Annotated in this window: 14 protein-coding genes; 3 read left to right on the top strand and 11 right to left on the bottom strand. The window is 46.4% G+C overall.

The genetic code is table 11. From position 1 onward, the window contains the following. Window positions 1–449: 449 nt before the first annotated feature. The 4 genes from F1593_RS15170 to F1593_RS15185 form a co-directional block, all read right to left on the bottom strand. The gene (locus F1593_RS15170) at window positions 450–1319 is read right to left on the bottom strand and encodes a prephenate dehydrogenase (RefSeq protein WP_172632138.1); all 870 of its coding nucleotides are present in this window, start codon (window positions 1317–1319) and stop codon (window positions 450–452) included. Window positions 1320–1458: 139 nt separating this feature from the next. Further along, the gene (locus tag F1593_RS15175) at window positions 1459–2208 is read right to left on the bottom strand and encodes a 4'-phosphopantetheinyl transferase family protein (RefSeq protein WP_149402409.1); all 750 of its coding nucleotides are present in this window, start codon (window positions 2206–2208) and stop codon (window positions 1459–1461) included. Window positions 2209–2327: 119 nt separating this feature from the next. After that, window positions 2328–3116 carry a hypothetical protein gene (locus tag F1593_RS15180; RefSeq protein WP_149402410.1) on the bottom strand — a complete coding sequence of 263 codons (789 nt, stop codon included), beginning with the start codon at window positions 3114–3116 and terminating at the stop codon, window positions 2328–2330. 3 nt (window positions 3117–3119) lie between these two features. Next, on the bottom strand, window positions 3120–4355 hold the full coding sequence (locus tag F1593_RS15185) for a GTP-binding protein (protein WP_149402411.1): 1236 nt from the start codon (window positions 4353–4355) through the stop codon (window positions 3120–3122). 421 nt (window positions 4356–4776) lie between these two features. Here F1593_RS15185 and F1593_RS15190 point away from each other — a divergent pair, with 421 nt between their 5' ends. Then, window positions 4777–5055, top strand: coding sequence for a hypothetical protein (locus F1593_RS15190; protein WP_149402412.1), 279 nt, complete (start codon window positions 4777–4779; stop codon window positions 5053–5055). Window positions 5056–5338: 283 nt separating this feature from the next. Then, window positions 5339–6055, top strand: coding sequence for an endonuclease III (nth, locus tag F1593_RS15195; RefSeq protein ID WP_149402413.1), 717 nt, complete (start codon window positions 5339–5341; stop codon window positions 6053–6055). 9 nt (window positions 6056–6064) lie between these two features. Here nth and F1593_RS15200 read toward each other — a convergent pair whose 3' ends face one another. The 4 genes from F1593_RS15200 to F1593_RS15215 form a co-directional block, all read right to left on the bottom strand. Then, window positions 6065–6979 carry a diacylglycerol/lipid kinase family protein gene (locus tag F1593_RS15200; RefSeq protein ID WP_149402414.1) on the bottom strand — a complete coding sequence of 305 codons (915 nt, stop codon included), beginning with the start codon at window positions 6977–6979 and terminating at the stop codon, window positions 6065–6067. Window positions 6980–7118: 139 nt separating this feature from the next. Next, window positions 7119–7973, bottom strand: coding sequence for an amidohydrolase family protein (locus tag F1593_RS15205; protein ID WP_149402415.1), 855 nt, complete (start codon window positions 7971–7973; stop codon window positions 7119–7121). 240 nt (window positions 7974–8213) lie between these two features. Next, window positions 8214–9740 (bottom strand): YifB family Mg chelatase-like AAA ATPase, encoded by a 1527-nt coding sequence (locus F1593_RS15210; RefSeq protein WP_149402416.1) that lies wholly within the window; start codon window positions 9738–9740, stop codon window positions 8214–8216. 99 nt (window positions 9741–9839) lie between these two features. After that, on the bottom strand, window positions 9840–10991 hold the full coding sequence (locus F1593_RS15215; protein ID WP_149402417.1) for a class II histone deacetylase: 1152 nt from the start codon (window positions 10989–10991) through the stop codon (window positions 9840–9842). A gap of 572 nt (window positions 10992–11563) precedes the next feature. On the opposite strand from F1593_RS15215, the gene F1593_RS15220 reads away from it, so the two are divergent. Continuing rightward, the gene (locus F1593_RS15220) at window positions 11564–13138 is read left to right on the top strand and encodes a serine/threonine-protein kinase (protein WP_149402418.1); all 1575 of its coding nucleotides are present in this window, start codon (window positions 11564–11566) and stop codon (window positions 13136–13138) included. Window positions 13139–13231: 93 nt separating this feature from the next. Here the strand turns inward: F1593_RS15220 and F1593_RS15225 are convergent, their stop codons facing one another. Genes F1593_RS15225 through F1593_RS15235 form a run of 3 tightly spaced genes read right to left on the bottom strand, consistent with a single transcriptional unit; the run spans window position 13232 to window position 15776 of the window. Continuing rightward, a complete protein-coding gene (locus tag F1593_RS15225; RefSeq protein WP_149402419.1) occupies window positions 13232–14314 on the bottom strand; it encodes a phosphotransferase enzyme family protein in 1083 nt (360 codons plus the stop codon). 25 nt (window positions 14315–14339) lie between these two features. Continuing rightward, entirely contained in the window at window positions 14340–15221 is an 882-nt protein-coding gene (locus F1593_RS15230; RefSeq protein ID WP_149402420.1) for a sulfurtransferase, read from the bottom strand. Between the two features lie 15 nt (window positions 15222–15236). After that, the gene (locus tag F1593_RS15235) at window positions 15237–15776 is read right to left on the bottom strand and encodes a DUF6391 domain-containing protein (protein WP_149402421.1); all 540 of its coding nucleotides are present in this window, start codon (window positions 15774–15776) and stop codon (window positions 15237–15239) included. Window positions 15777–15865 lie beyond the last annotated feature (89 nt).

Raw genomic sequence — 15865 nt, forward strand, 5'->3', positions numbered from 1 at the left:
TCAGTTGTCAAGGTACTCTTTGTTTTTGGTGTGTCGAGGAGCAGTACGTTTCTTTTCGCTTGCTCGCTTCAACTCCCGTAGTATCGCATATCCCTTGTGGTTTGTCAAGCGTTTTTCCCGGGGGATTTGCGCTTGCGCTGAAATTCATTTTACTCATCGTTCGTGCTGTCTCCAGCAAGGAGACGATCCGAAAAAAAGAGCCGGCAGCTCCCGGCAATCTCAACCAGGTTGGGAAGCGCGTGAGAGATGCATGATCTCAGAGGAGCCACCTTAGCGTGGCACACAGGATGTTCGAACAAACAGGAGCACAATCCCTTCAAAAAGGAAGGTGTGATTGTTTCGTTTCGACAGCTCGCTGATTATGCCATACAGCAATGACTTTGTCAAGCACTTCAATCTTTGCACAAAAAAGTACTGCTGGAAAAGTTTTTGCGGCTATTTAATCACTCTTACTCTGTCTCTTCATTCAAATCTTGCCATTGCAGGCGTAATTGCCGTGACCTGGCAAATTCTTCGTTCAACTTACTGCTATGCATGGCAATTTGGTCGCGCAACATCGACAGGTTAGCCACATAAGCGTCCATCCAACGTACAATTGCTGCACTATTCGTGAAACAAATATCCCGATACATCTCAGGACTGCCAGCAGCCAGACGGGTCGCATCCCGAAATCCACTTGATGCTAATAAAGAGGAGTCTGCCCAGGTTGGATCTTCGGCTACCGTGCTCATCAATGCAGTCGAAGCCAAAAATGGAAGATGGCTCACTGCCGCCACCAGGCCATCATGCTCAGATGGTTCTATAAAACGTGGATGAGCCCCTAATAACTCAACCAGGATAGCAACCTTCCGAACCGCACTGGCCGGTGTCCGTGCGGTAGGAGTCAGGCAATAAATACACTTTTGAAACAAATCAGCATCTGCAACTTCGATCCCACTTACCTCTTTGCCAGCCATCGGATGCCCTCCCACAAACGAAACATGAGTTGGTAAAAACTCTTCCGCCCAGGTGATGACTTGCGATTTTGTACTGGAAACATCTGTCACAACTGTCCCGGGAGTTAACGATGGCGCAATGATCTGCAGTAGAGTGCGCACAACTCCTACAGGGGTCGCTAAAATTACTAAATCAGCACCACGGACAGCATCAGGTACATTTGTACACGCTTGATCAATCACCCCAATTTTGCGGGCACGTTCACCAACCCCAGGACCTGAATCATATCCAACTACTTTTTGTGCGACTCCCGCTTTCTTCAATCCAAGCCCAATAGAGCCGCCAATCAGCCCCAGGCCGATAATTGCCACATGATTAAACATAAAATCGGAGCTCCTTACTCTTTCATCTCCCAACATTTGCCCACTCTTTAGATTCGACCTATTATACTAAAACACCTGCCAAAATCATAGGGGCAACAAGCCATGTTGCACAACGATACGAATCTCCTCAGGAGAAGATTTAGGAAACAAGGCTTGCAGGAACTTGCCAATACCTGATTTTATCAGCAGTTCCTTCCAATGCCAGAGCTCCTGCATAAGGTGGCTCCACAGGCAAAGCAGTAAGTGACCAATTTTGTGCTACTGAAGGAATTTCGCGACAAGCTAATAATTGCGCTGGCAGATCAGGTCGTAATGTGACATCAAAAGAAGTCAGAGGAATAGACAGTCCCTTGCCACGAGCCTTAATGTAAGCCTCTTTACGGGTCCAGCCTGCAAAAAAAGCCTGCGCTTTCTGCTCTCCAGACAAACTATTCAGTTGCTCATTTTCATCAGGAGAAAAATAATGCTGCGCTAGTTGCTCATATTCAATATTTGTACGCATATATTCAACATCAATACCCACGGGATTCATCAAAGTAAAAGCATAGGCAACCATATTATATGAATGCGCCAGATTAAAATAAACAAGAGGGTAGCGCTCACTTTCACTCAAAGCGGGCTTTCCATAGTCATTATAAGTAAAAATAATATCGCGAGGAGGACATGAACAATACTTTCCTAGCAGTATACGTAACAAGCCTCGTGCAATAATCGAGCGCTGCCTATCCTTCTCAAAATGAAAGCGACTTGCCCGCTCTCTCTCATCGTCGGATAACACTGATGTAAGCCGAGAAATATCCGACAGCCAGGCATCAAAATATGTTCCCCAAACATGTATTTCCTGCCTGGTAAGTGTAAAGTTTTCAGGGGCCTCCTGCCATATTGCCACAAGCTTCCTCCATGTTAAACTTCAATTTAGCCATTAAAAAAGAGAAGATGTAAATATAATCTTTACCATCTCCTCTTCTCGTATGAATGCGTTACAACCTGAAGAGTAAAACCTCTTCCTTAAAAGTATACAAGTTCTTCAAGCCACTCTTCAGCACCCGATCCAAGTGCATCGGCGAGCATTTTTGTCACCTGGTCACTGAGGAATTGTTTGCTCTCAACACGGTAAGCCGAGAGGAAGCGAGAAATAACAGAAACATTGTAACGCTTTAATAGATCTGCAGCAAACTGCTCCAACAATAATTCGTACGTGAGATACTCTTCAGGCGTGGTATCTTCATACCAATCAAATCCTCGAATGGTAACAGGCGTCTTCCCATCCAGTTCTGGCTCAAAGGCTTCCTCGTATTGCTCCAGGCCATCCTTATTGACAACGCCTTCAACATTGTTCAATTTCTGAGCCAACCATAACGCAATAAACTTAAATTGCCATTCATCAGCCCATAAGGGGGTTTCATCTGGCCATGGACGCGGGTCATCTTCGAGATAAGCAACCGTCAACTCGTGGTAGAGCATAAACGCAAATTTTTCTGGCGTTACTACTCCAAAAATCGGATCGATTTCAAGCGGCACAACTAACGTCGCAGGAGTTGTCAGGTCTGTCATATATGGATGTGGCGAGTCTACTTCTTCGCTCTCACTGTGAGGGACGAGAGGCCAATCATCCATATTGACGAGCAATACTTCAAAATCAGGCATGTCAACATGGAGTAAAGCAGTAAGTTGCTTCGCTGCTTGATCCAATGATTGTAAAACCTGGTGGGCAAGGGTCTCCTCGCCCACCGGATAATACGCTGTAAAGGGCTCAATCACAGTTTTATAATGATCGTAAGGAAAGAGCATTGGCACAGTTTAGGCTTTCCCTTCTTCTATGAGCCTGTCGGGATCTTCCAACAACGGAACAGAATGTCCCTCTTGCAGCTCAGTAATTGCTTGTGCGCGCAGCGCATCAACGTTTTTATCACGACGGAAACGACGATACGTGTCCTTGTATAATTGCTGTAAACGCTTTGGATTTACTTGCTTGTTACCTTCATAATATTCCAGGGCGACTTGACCGATTGACCAGGTAGCTGCACCTGCAATTGCACCTGCCACAAAATCACCTCCAAATGGGACGGCTTTCGCAGCTTGCTGAGCCAGATAACGTAAACCCAATCCACCACCAATAGTAGCAATCAATTCACGTGCATGCTTCTTCGCATCGGCATTGTCCATCGGCTCACCATATAAAGCTGCCAGACGTAATACCAGACGAATCTGCGTTCCCAAAAGAATAGGAATATCTATAAATGGAATCGGTTCTAAGCCAGCGGCCAGGCTTACCAATGTGGCATTACGAATAATTCTTTGCGCCGCAGCGCGCCGATATGCGGGCAACTCACGGCCAATAGCCAGTGCAGCTTCTGGGCTGGCTTCAATAATTACCGGGATCAACTCTTCAGCGATATTTTCGCCAGTTTTAGCAGAGACAGGAATAACACCAGGGGCTTCTAATAAAACAGCGACTTCTGTTGCCAGTTGATCGCCAGTTTCTCCTCTTTTGAGCTCATCGATTTTATTCACAGCTACGACCGTTGGCTTTTCAAAGCGTTTGATCACGTTATACAACTCGCGATCTGATGTCTGCAAGCCCTTTGAAGCATCTATCAAAAACACAATCACACTTGCCTGATCCATACCACTTTCCATTACATCGGGCAAATGTCCTGGAGTATCTACCAGCGTAAAGGGACCAAAGTCAGTGCGCACTAATGTTCGTGTCGTACCAGCCTGGGGGGATGCTGGAGATAATGTCTGTCCTTTAAGGGTATTAAACAGTGTACTCTTACCAGTGTTCGGCTGTCCAACCAGAACAACAGTATTATTAAGACCATCAAGTACTTCTTGTTGTGCTAACTTCCAGTTAACAGCTTTCATCAGCCCTTGAACCATTGAGATATTCGCTGGCAGGTTGCGCAGCGTATGAATACTGAAATCCTTCAGAGTTTTCGGTTGATTCCGCTTGCGGAATATACTGGCAGTCAGATCATTTCTCAATTTTTCACTACTGCCCTGGGTATTTGCTATTTGTTTTTTATTAGCCATGCTCAACTTCCTTCCCTGACGTTGTTTAATGAAGTTTCTTTATATCAACATGCCACAAGTACATTTTTTATTGTACCGCCCTGATATATTTCGCTAACAATGTTTACAACAATAGTACGAGCATATATAAGGACACGTTTCATGGAGAACGATAAGTCATCCTATAAAGTTTGTCTCCAGCCAAATAATGATGCTTTGATTCTAGCATACCGCATAGCCTCAAGCTAAAAAAATAGACTAATCGGTTCGTCTTATCTCATCCATAGGAGCTTACAGGCCCCATCACATACCCGACACGCATGAAAAAAGAAGAATCTTTCTTGACACATCGATACAATTTCTGCCATAATCGTGTCAGGAAAATTACACATCGAAGTATATTCTTTTCACTTCATCGTTTTTCTGCAGAAGAGGCGTTATTATGCAAAATATACCCATGCGCAATGACTCAGCAGATCGAGAATATGAGGCTGGTTATACGCGCATTATGTGGCTGGCTGATCGGGCTCATCAACATGGTTGGCGCTTGAGTGAGCGCCAACTAATTCACGAAATCATTCAACGGGAGAGAGCGGCACAAATCCGCGAAAAAAGCTCCCTTCCCATTGTTGGTACTGAAGTGCATTCCGCAGCCTGGAATCATGGACAAGCTGATGCTTTGCGTGCTTTGCTACGCGGTCAACGGGAATCCAATGCTTAACCATTTTATCCTATCATTTTTTTACAGACACATATAGCCATCAAAAAATATGCCTGGATTGCAATAACCCTCATTAAGGATCTATCCAACAATCGTTAATGAGGGATGCCAGGCACCATTCGCTCCCCCCCTCGTTCTTCTCCTGTTGCTTCTTCAACTTTCGCCAGGTACAATATCCATACCCTATTCATTATGCCGCTCTATTCTCCTGTTCGAATAGACCCGATTGCAGCAACAGCTTGCATATGCACTGAAAAGTTATCGAGAGAAAGAAACAACACTCATGAATCTCACAACACCTATTTACTCCGGTCCTCAACCAGGTTCACCAGAGCAAGTAAACGCCATTATTGCTGAAATACGACGTCTCTATCCAGGGGCAACCTGCTCGCTCAACTTTACCAATCCCCTGGAACTTTTGCTTGCAACGCAATTATCCGCACAGTGTACTGATGAACGCGTAAATATTGTTACGGCCAAACTTTTCAAGAAATATACCAATGTTGAAGATTTTGCAGCGGCCAGCCAGGAAGAATTGGAGCAAGATATTCGCTCGACAGGCTTTTATCGCAATAAAGCAAAAAATATACGTGCAACTTGCCAGCGTTTGATTACTGAGTATAATAGTGAAGTTCCCCACACGATGGAGGAACTATTGACGCTACCTGGAGTAGCCCGTAAAACAGCCAACGTGGTGTTGGGCAATGCCTTTGGTATCGTAGTTGGTTTTGTAGTTGACACGCATGTGGGGCGCCTTGCCCGGCGATTTGGCTGGACGACAAATACTGATCCGGTCAAAATCGAACAGGAGTTAATGCTGATTGTTCCCAAAGACGATTGGCTTGATCTCTCTCACTTGTTAATTTTTCATGGTCGAGCTATCTGTGATGCTCGCAGGCCGCTTTGTGAACAATGTACCATAGCCTCACTCTGCCCATCAGCATTTATCGCTGCCCCGATACGTAGTACAACTAAAGAGAATAAGAAAAACCAGCTATAAAAAGCACTGCTACACACGTATCCATAATGCGCCGGGCAAAACCGCGGCATCGATCATCGTTACGCGCGACTCCTCGCCATCCGCTTGCATAGTCGCACCTTGCTTGCTCTCAATATGCACTGTTTTTGCACGGTAAAAGGTCACTTCGGGCTCACCAACATGTTTCCCTTGTCTGACACCAGGAAACAATCGCAAGACTCTCTTGATGGGCATGTACTCTACCACACAAATGTCCAGGAAACCATCGGTATGATCAGCAACAGGATTAATTCTGAAACCAGCGCCATAGGCGGGTCCATTGGTAACAGCAAGCAAGATATAGCGCTTCTCATGCGTTTGTGAAACCTTGCCAGCGTCAAAAAGAAAGGTCAACCAGGGGCAACGATGAAAATGAAAGAGAAGTTGCCATAATGCCGCAACATAGTATAATTGAGCACCACTCATCAGCGGTATATTTTTCATCTGATTGGTCATAGCACCTATTTCTGCATCAAGACCGATGCTAAAACCATTCGCAAAATAGCTATTGTTCACGCGACCTGCGTCTACATCTATCAATGTTCCATTAAAGGCATGCTCAATCGCTTCCAATGGTGCATGTGGAAGTTTTAAAGTATTCCAGGCAAAATCATTGCCTGATCCCGCCGCCACAATCCCTAATGGAACCCGCCTTCCAGCAGTGAGCAAACCATTTACTACTTCATGAATTGTTCCATCACCACCTACAACTATTATTGAACGATTTGCCATCGCTGCCTGCTGGGCCAGGTCTTTTGCTTCTCCCGGCGCCCGTGTCTCTCTATATTCTGCCTGATGCGAGACTATATACTGTTGAAGCAAATCCTGATATACTCGCATACGTCCTCGGTTCGCGGCAGGATTAAGAATGATGAGAGGATTCCCAATGGGAGTAGATGCCTTCATTGGCAACAACTCCTTCCAAGTTGAATTATAGACGATACTCTGTCATGATATTCACTACTACTTATCCTTAACTAGGACAACTATCTCGTCTCGCTTGATTATGTAAGAGCCTTATTTTATGCTGCAGTAAGCTTTAAAACTATAAGAGATACACATGTCGAGCATTTTCATTCCATAGTTTACGCTTTGCCACCACAGACAAATCAGCCGTCACAACATCTAAAGCCTCTACCCAACGTGGATAGCTCGTTGTTTCCAACACAACGGGCCAATCACCACCGAAAAGCACACGGTCTTCTCCAAAAGATGCTATCACATGGCTCACATATGGGGCGAGATCTTCAATCTGCCAATGCTCATGGTCTGCCTCAGTCACCAGACCACTAATCTTACACACAACATTGGAGAAGGCCGCCAGAGCCTTTATGTCGTCATACCAGGGCTCTAATATATGTCCTTGAATATCGGGCTTCCCAATATGATCCAAAATAAAAGTTGTTTCGGGACAGGCACACACCAACTCAACCATACTGGACAATTGACCATGACGCACACAAATATCAAAAGAGAGCTGATATTCCGCGAGAAGTTGCACACCCCGCACAAAGTCAGGCCGCAAACCATATGCGCTATCTGCTTCAGATTGCAGTAAACGACGTACCCCTTTTATTAAAGGGCTTATTTGCACCAATGTATCCAGATAGGCACGCACTCTTTCTCCAAATTCAAGCGGAGCATGCGCGACAATGCCCAGTAAACGTGAATCTTTGGCTGCTTGTTCTGCGGCCCATTTTGCTTCCGCTAAAGCATAATGGGGATCTACATCCACCTCGACGTACACCATACCTTCCACAGAGACTCCCTGTGTATACTGTTGATATTCTTGTAAACCATAACGCCTGTTCAAAAGCTCTGTATCATCCAACCAGGGAATACGAAAATGTTCGGGGTCCCACAAGTGCACATGAGCATCCAAAATTGGGAAATCAGGCATACTATTCACACCTTTCAATGTTTCTACGTTGCAACATCAAAATCAATTCAAGCAGTCAAATGGATAGTATTACTCACCACTGCTATCCGCTAGTAATAGTGGGCGTAGCAAAAAAAACGTCGGTTAGAATCATAACATATTTCATTCATCTAAAGTGGGAAAAGAGCTCATTTCACGATAGAGAAAAGAGCTTTCTCACACTTCAACTTCACATATTTCTCAAATATGATAAAGACTCTATTATCCCTGTATGCGAGGACGATATTGGATCGCTTCGGCGACATGGTTAGCAGCAATAAGATCACTGTTGGCTAGATCAGCAATGGTCCGGGCCAATTTCAGCACGCGGTGGTAAGCCCGAGCAGAAAGATGCATCTGTTGCATAGCAGCCTTCAACAACTTCTCTCCACCACTATCCACTCCGCAGAACTCCTGGATCTCGCAAGCACCCATATCAGCATTGCAGGTTAATCCAGTCGCTTGGAGACGTTGCAACTGGCGTTCACGGGCTTGCTGGACACGCATCTGGATAGTCACCGATGACTCGACGTTGCGCTTATCCGCCAGTTTCTCATAATCTACCCGTGGCACCTCAATATGAATATCAATACGATCCATGAGCGGGCCACTGATACGCTTTTGATAGCGTGTAATAGCCAGTGCCGAACACGTACATTCACGAACAGGGTCACCATAGAAGCCACAAGGACAAGGATTCATGGCAGCAACTAACATAAAATTTGCAGGATAGGTAATACTTCCCTGGGCACGAGAGATGGTGACAATTTTATCCTCTAGCGGCTGCCGCAAAACTTCCAATACATTCTTTCCAAACTCAGGTAACTCATCCAGAAAGAGCACGCCACGATGAGCCAGGCTAATCTCACCTGGTCGTGGCATACGTCCACCTCCGACCAGGCCAGCATGACTGATAGTATGATGGGGAGCCCGAAATGGACGCTGACGCACCAATGGAACATCTGAAGAAAGCATGCCACTTACACTATATATTTTCGTTACATCTAAGGCTTCTTCAATAACCATGGAAGGAAGAATAGAAGGCATTGAGCGAGCTAGCAATGTCTTACCAGAACCTGGAGAGCCACTCATTAATACATTATGTCCACCGCTGGCCGCGACTTCTAAAGCACGCTTCACATGTTCCTGACCTCGTACTGCTGACATATTCTGTCCACTATACATTTCCTCGATATTGAGCAAAGATGCATCACGCTTATATTGCTGTATCAGTACGCTTCCATTTAAATGCTCTATCAATTGCCGCAATGTCTCAACCGGATAGATCTCAATACCCTCCACCAACGTTGCCTCCAGCGCATCTATAGCAGGAACGAAGACAGTTTTAATATGCTTCTCGCGTGCGAGAGACACCATTGGCAACACGCCATTGGTATGGCGTACACTACCATCCAGCGATAACTCTCCCAGGAACAGAGCACCCTCTATCTGCTCATGCTTAACCACTTGCTCAGAAGCCAGGAGAATCCCTATCGCTATCGGCAAATCATAGACGGGGCCTTCTTTACGCAAATCGGCCGGCGCTAGATTTACAGTAATACGTTTGAATGGAAATGTACAACCACTATTTTTGATAGCTGCACGCACACGATCTTTAGCTTCATTCACTGCAGCATCAGGCAAACCCACAATCGCAAAGGCTGATAACCCAAATGCCAGATCCACTTCTACCTCGATCAGAGCACCTTCTAAACCAACGACAGCACAGCTACGAGCCATTGCCAGCATATTTACTATCCTCCTACCAGATAAGATGCTTACCATTTCTACCTCTACTTTATATAATGCGTATCGTGGTGCGTTATCTGGAAATATTTGCAAGAAAGATCATATTTTCCACCAATGTTGGTGCCATTTGCGTGCAGTAAGCAGAGCCTGTTGTGTTTCCTGGCTAAAAATAGTCTGACAACGAAGCAACTCATTTGAAGTAGCATATAAATCAACGATGCCCAGATCGACTCCAACCAGGGCTTCAACAATGGCTGCCGTACAATAAGGGACATAGGGAGCGCTATAGCCCCCCTCATGGCACATAAGCAATCTTCCAGCACAAATATTCTCAGAAAATTCAAGCAGGCATCTGGTAAGATTTCGATATCCATCCATAGTCATCATCATCTGTGCCAGTGGATCAAGCCAACTAGCATCCTGACCGGCAGAAACAAGCACAAGTTGGGGACGATACAGGGTTCCAATCGGTACAATAATCTGTTCAAAGGCTGCCAGGTAGCCTACATCTCCCGTACCTGGCGGCAGAGGAATATTGACAGTATAACCTCTACCCGCATCAATACCTACCTGATCCAGATTACCGCCAGAGGGAGGGAACCAATCATGTTGATGGAGTGAGACAAATAATATTCCTGGATCAGCATAAAAAGCATCCTGGGTACCATTCCCATGGTGAACGTCCCAATCTACAATCATAATCCGTTCCAGCCCCAAAACACGTCTGGCGTACTGTGCAACCAGAGCGACATTATTAAAAAGGCAAAATCCCAATGCCTGATTGTGGGTAGCATGGTGACCAGGAGGACGCAATAAAGCATAGGCATTTCGCACTGTCCCGTCCAACACCGCCTGCACAGCGTTCATCGCACCACCAGCAGCATATACCGCAGCATCAAATGAACCAGGACTGAGCACAGTATCTTCGTCAATCTCACCCCAGGAGGCGGTCAATGGCCCGGTAACACCCTGGTATGAAAGCTCTCGTATACCAACAATGTATTCACGAGTATGACACATAAGTAACTCATCTTCCGACGCCGCACGGGCGGGTATTGGGATCATACGTGCCGTCAGCTCAGCACCATCCAAAAACTCTTTGGTGCGCCGGATAATTGTGAATGCTGACGGATGCACTTCAGGAGATACTTGAAATGAGCCTTCACGCATGTTCACTTTATCTTCGACACCGGTATCGTGAGCCAAAAAACGTTTATCATAGACCAGGCCAGAGCCAGATGTGGCTGACATAACAAAACATTCCTCTCTACATGTTATAAAATTATTAAAATTTTTACATACCTCAAAAACAGCTCTCGCAATGTACGCATCATTACTTTATCATATACGAAATTTCTGTCTGTCTATCCTACCAGTTAAGCCATTAAAAACGCTTAGATGATGGAGAGAAACACAATAAAATCCACTATGTGAGGACATCTCACAATGCTCTCATTAAGTAGTCCTAGAGGCAGTCAATGACGTGTACATGTTCTACGAACTGGTGTATAATGCGAATGCTAGTGTGAAAACGGCCTGGACACCAAAAAACAAGGGACCTTATTTATTCATTGGTAACAACACATTGTCTGCTTAACTATACGAAGAGTTGTCTCCTCGTCACGTACTTTAATTCACACACGAACAGTTTATATTTTTAGCCACTTACTTAAATTTTGATCCCGGTACGGATCATCAACCGTCACCACCAGGGGATTATATGGGTAAAAGAGGATAGATGTTGCTATTTCACATTCTCAGCCCCCAATAAGTTCAATGTTCCCCGTTCACAAAACAAACAGAAACATTTTCTGGAGGCACGAATGATAGAGACAATCCCATCAGGTACGATTGTGCATGGACGTTATCGTATCGAACGTGTGTTAGGAAGTGGTGGCTTTGGTCACGTCTACCTGGCACATGACCTGATGACAAACCAACAATCTGCGGTGAAGGAATATTTAGTAACCGGTGCAAGCGGACAAGAGCAACTAAAACATGAGGCTCGCGTGCTTAGCCAGTTACACCATCCGAATCTGCCAGCATTTCTCGATACCTTTATGGAACGGGGCCGCTATTATGTAGTCCTCAGCTATATTGAGGGCGACGATTTAACCGACATCGTCCGATTAATACGGCAACGCAATGATATTATTCCAATCCCACAACTGTTGAGTTGGATCTTATCTATTTGTGATGGCGTTATGTTTATGCATAGCCAGCGCCCCATCGTCATTCACCGCGATATTAAGCCTGATAACATTCGTATTACTCCTAATGGCACTGCGGTACTGGTAGATCTGGGCAATGCTAAAGCAGTCGCTGATGGCGCACGTACGCTTTTCTTCATTCGTCACCAGGGAACTCCTGGCTATGCACCACCAGAACAATATCCTGGTGGAACGGGCACGGATGCTCGTTCTGATGTCTATGCGCTGGGGGGAACGCTCTTTTTCGCCTTAACAGCTAATGAACCTCCAAGTGTCTCTACGCGTAATCAATCTGTCCAACAGGGACAACGGGATTTGCCATATTTACAAGATTACCTGGCGAACAATCCTCCGGAGGAGAGTCCCGAGGCCCATGCTGCACGGCAGTTCAGGCTCGGTGTTTCAAAACCCGCCAAGCCTGCACCACGTCATTCGCGGCATATTGCACAACTTGGCGCACTCTCACCAGAAATACTGAATGCATTAAACCGCATTATTCAAAAATCGATGGCTCTGCGCCCACAAGATCGCTACCAATATGTAGCAGATTTCGCCAATGATTTAAAAAATGTGATTGCTGCACTACCACAACCACCAAACAGACCGCGGGATCCCAATAGTACCCAACCCGATCTGGCAGAAATGTATGATGCATTACAGGCAGGAAGACAACAAGTTCAGCCACCGGTCACGTCTCCTTCCCAACTGCAACCCCAACAAATGGGGACACGTATGTGCCCTCAATGTCAGAATACGCTATCGCCTACAGCCGCATTCTGCCCACGTTGTGGCTTACAATTGCGACAATCTGGCAATCCTGGCAATCCACCGAATGCGCACGCAAGCGTTGAGATGGCCCTACCTGATCAGACACTGATAATGTCGCAGGAGCAGATGCGACAAGCTGCTTCAACACCTGCCCTGGCTCAAAGCAGGAGCAATAGGACATCAGCCCCCTCTGTCATACAACCTGATTATCAACAGTATGCAAATACATCCTCTCAGGCACAGGCTATGGTGATGTCGGCTCCAGTATTGCAGCCACATCTCACTTCAGGGGATCATACAGCACAACCCAATAAATTCCCCAATGGAAGCCAGATAAATACAAGACTGCTTGTGATTGGTGGACTTACAATCCTGGTCCTACTGCTGATTATTGTCTTTTTCCTGCTCCATCATGGTTAGACACTGCTCCATTTAGCACAGGCAGTAGTCTAACCAGGCTGACCTTCCGCATATCCAATACGGCTTAGCTTCAGACAAACATGCGTCAGTGGTTTAGTCCCACATTTCAGAGAACGTGCGGCGAACACGATTAAGCCAGGCAGGCAACGATGTCGCCCATGCCAGGTACTCCATGATATCGTCAATCACCATTCCTTCAGTTTCTTCTTCGGCATACACGAGATCTTCTAGTGGTCCATTCAAAGTAACCACTGGCGCGATTAACATCAATGCATCCACCAGTAAACTTGCTTCGCCTTTTACAGGAGGACATAGTTCACTATAGCCTTCAAGAAAACTCTGCACACGTTCGGGATCAAAGCCACGCTTGACCAGAGGTGGGGTCGCATCGCTACCAGGTAGCCAGGCCAATCCACTGAAGTAAAAGAGGGCATAGGCGACTTCAAAGATGCGCTTTTCCCAGCGTGCCGCCTCTAAACCTGTCACTGCGCTGACCCCAAAGGGTCCAAAGCGCAGATTCAAAGCGTGATAGTCCCCATGAATATGAAATTCCGGCAGGTTATGATGGCTACCAATGGACATCATAGCTGCGGGCAAAACCGCCTCCCACTGGTCTGCCCATTCGGCCAGAGCAGAAGAGATAGCCTGCAGGGATGTATCATTGGCACGATTGCGAGCAAGGTTCAGATATCCTTGCACGATACTGCCAACCTGCGCTTCCGCAGGCCAGTGGTGTGGCGTTCCCTGATATTGCTGTGACGTTTGATGGATACGCCCCAACATGGTGCCCGCAGACTTCACCCAATCAATACTACGCAGGCTGCCTGTACTAAAGAATTCTCCGCCAATCTGTTGCTGAATCTCAAAGAAATCCTCTCCCAGTTGAACGGTTGGTTCTCCCTGTGGGGTCAGTAACAACGACGGTACCGGAATACCAGCTTGTCGCAAATGCTGTTGAAAGGAGTACCGAAAGTGTGGATCTTCTCCCATTGGTCCTTCAGGGCGCTCGCGCAGCACATATTTCTGTCCATCGATTTCGATCAGTAAACTTAAATTGTCGGTGTGTAATGTTTCTAGCGGTCCTGAGTTTTTCCAGCTAGAAACGCCGAAAGCCTGCATGACCATGTTAAGATCAAGCAGGTTTTCTTCTGTGTTGGTATGATTAAATTCATTCATCAGTTGTCGGTTTCATCTACTCCTTTTAAATCTCAACTGGAAGATCTTGACGTATCCCCCATTCATTCCAGGAGCCATCATAGTTCGTCAATTGTGGATAACCCAGCATGGCAAGACTAAAAAGAACGCTAGTGGCAGCAACACCACCATTACAGTACGCCACGACACGTTGCGCAGGGTCAATATGAGCCTCATCGATGATCTGCTTCAACTCTTCCTCTGAACGAAACGTGCCATCAGCAGGATTAATCAATTCCTCACGTGGTAAGCTCAACGCGCCTGGAATGTGTCCCGCGCGACCAGCGCCCCGCACCACAGTACCATTATATTGTCCACTATCACGCGCATCCACCAGTGTTACCCCTTGCTTCCCCAGCATAGACAGAACATCTTCAGCGCTCGCACGCAATTGAGGTTGCCGACGTGGTGTAAAGGTTGCCGCAGGATAAACTGGTTGCTCACTGTCCAGAGGTCGTCTTTCTCTCATCCATTTGGGCAGTCCACCATTGAGCACCACTACTCGTGTATGTCCATAATAAGTAAGTGCCCACCAGAGACGGGTAGCAAACTGTGAAGCGGGATGCGCATCGTAAGCGACTACAAGATGTTCATCACCAATACCAACCCGTTGCATCGCTTCCGCAAAATGTTCCGGCAACGCAATCTGCGCCTCAACGGGATCATTGTGATCTACAATATCTTGTGTCCAATCGATATAAACGGCACCAGGAATATGGGCCTGCGCATATTCCTCAGGGGCGCCAACATAGACTGCCTCCTGGGCACCATCTTTCACAACTGTGCGCACATAACCACGCATATCTACCATGCGCACTGCCGGATCATGTAAATGATTTTCGAGCCAATCTGTCTCAACTAAAAATCGTGAGCGCTCTTCCTGTCCCATTGTACATCTACCTCTCTACGCGAACAAACCGGCCGCATCGGGATTATCAGTACTCACAAAATGCGCAGGCGCACCCATTACGGTCAATGACTTTACGTCAAGAATACGCATTGATGAGTTAGGTGTCTGCGTTGTAATATAGCGCTGAACAGTTAAGCCTAGAGGACGCGCCAGGATGAGCGATGCAGTAGAGGCTAATATGACATTATTCGCGGTGCTATATGGACGGCGCATTTTCGCAACCGCCATCGACGATAGCCCTGTCAATAAACCTGCCACAGCAAGATTTGTGCCACAGCGCTCGTGCACAGCTAATTCTGGTTGTGTTGTACGCAATAATTGTAACGCTTCATCGGCAGCAGGACGAATAGCAGCAGTCGGCAAATCTCCAAATACAAAAAAGCCGGCGGCAAAAGAAATACCGGATAAACGTACTTCGGGATATTTACGGGAAAGGAGCACAATTGTAGCATGCTCAAGGGCGTGATTCTGCTTGACAGCACCGCCTAACAGCATTTGTTGTGCTACCTGGACAACAGGATTAATGGAACTCATAATACTTGTCCTTCCATAGGAGCATGCGACCGCCTGTTTTTCAGCGTTCTAAGAGGTCGCAAAAATTGATCTTCACAACGTAAGGACCG

This window comes from Dictyobacter arantiisoli (assembly GCF_008326305.1).
Taxonomy (GTDB): domain Bacteria; phylum Chloroflexota; class Ktedonobacteria; order Ktedonobacterales; family Ktedonobacteraceae; genus Dictyobacter; species Dictyobacter arantiisoli.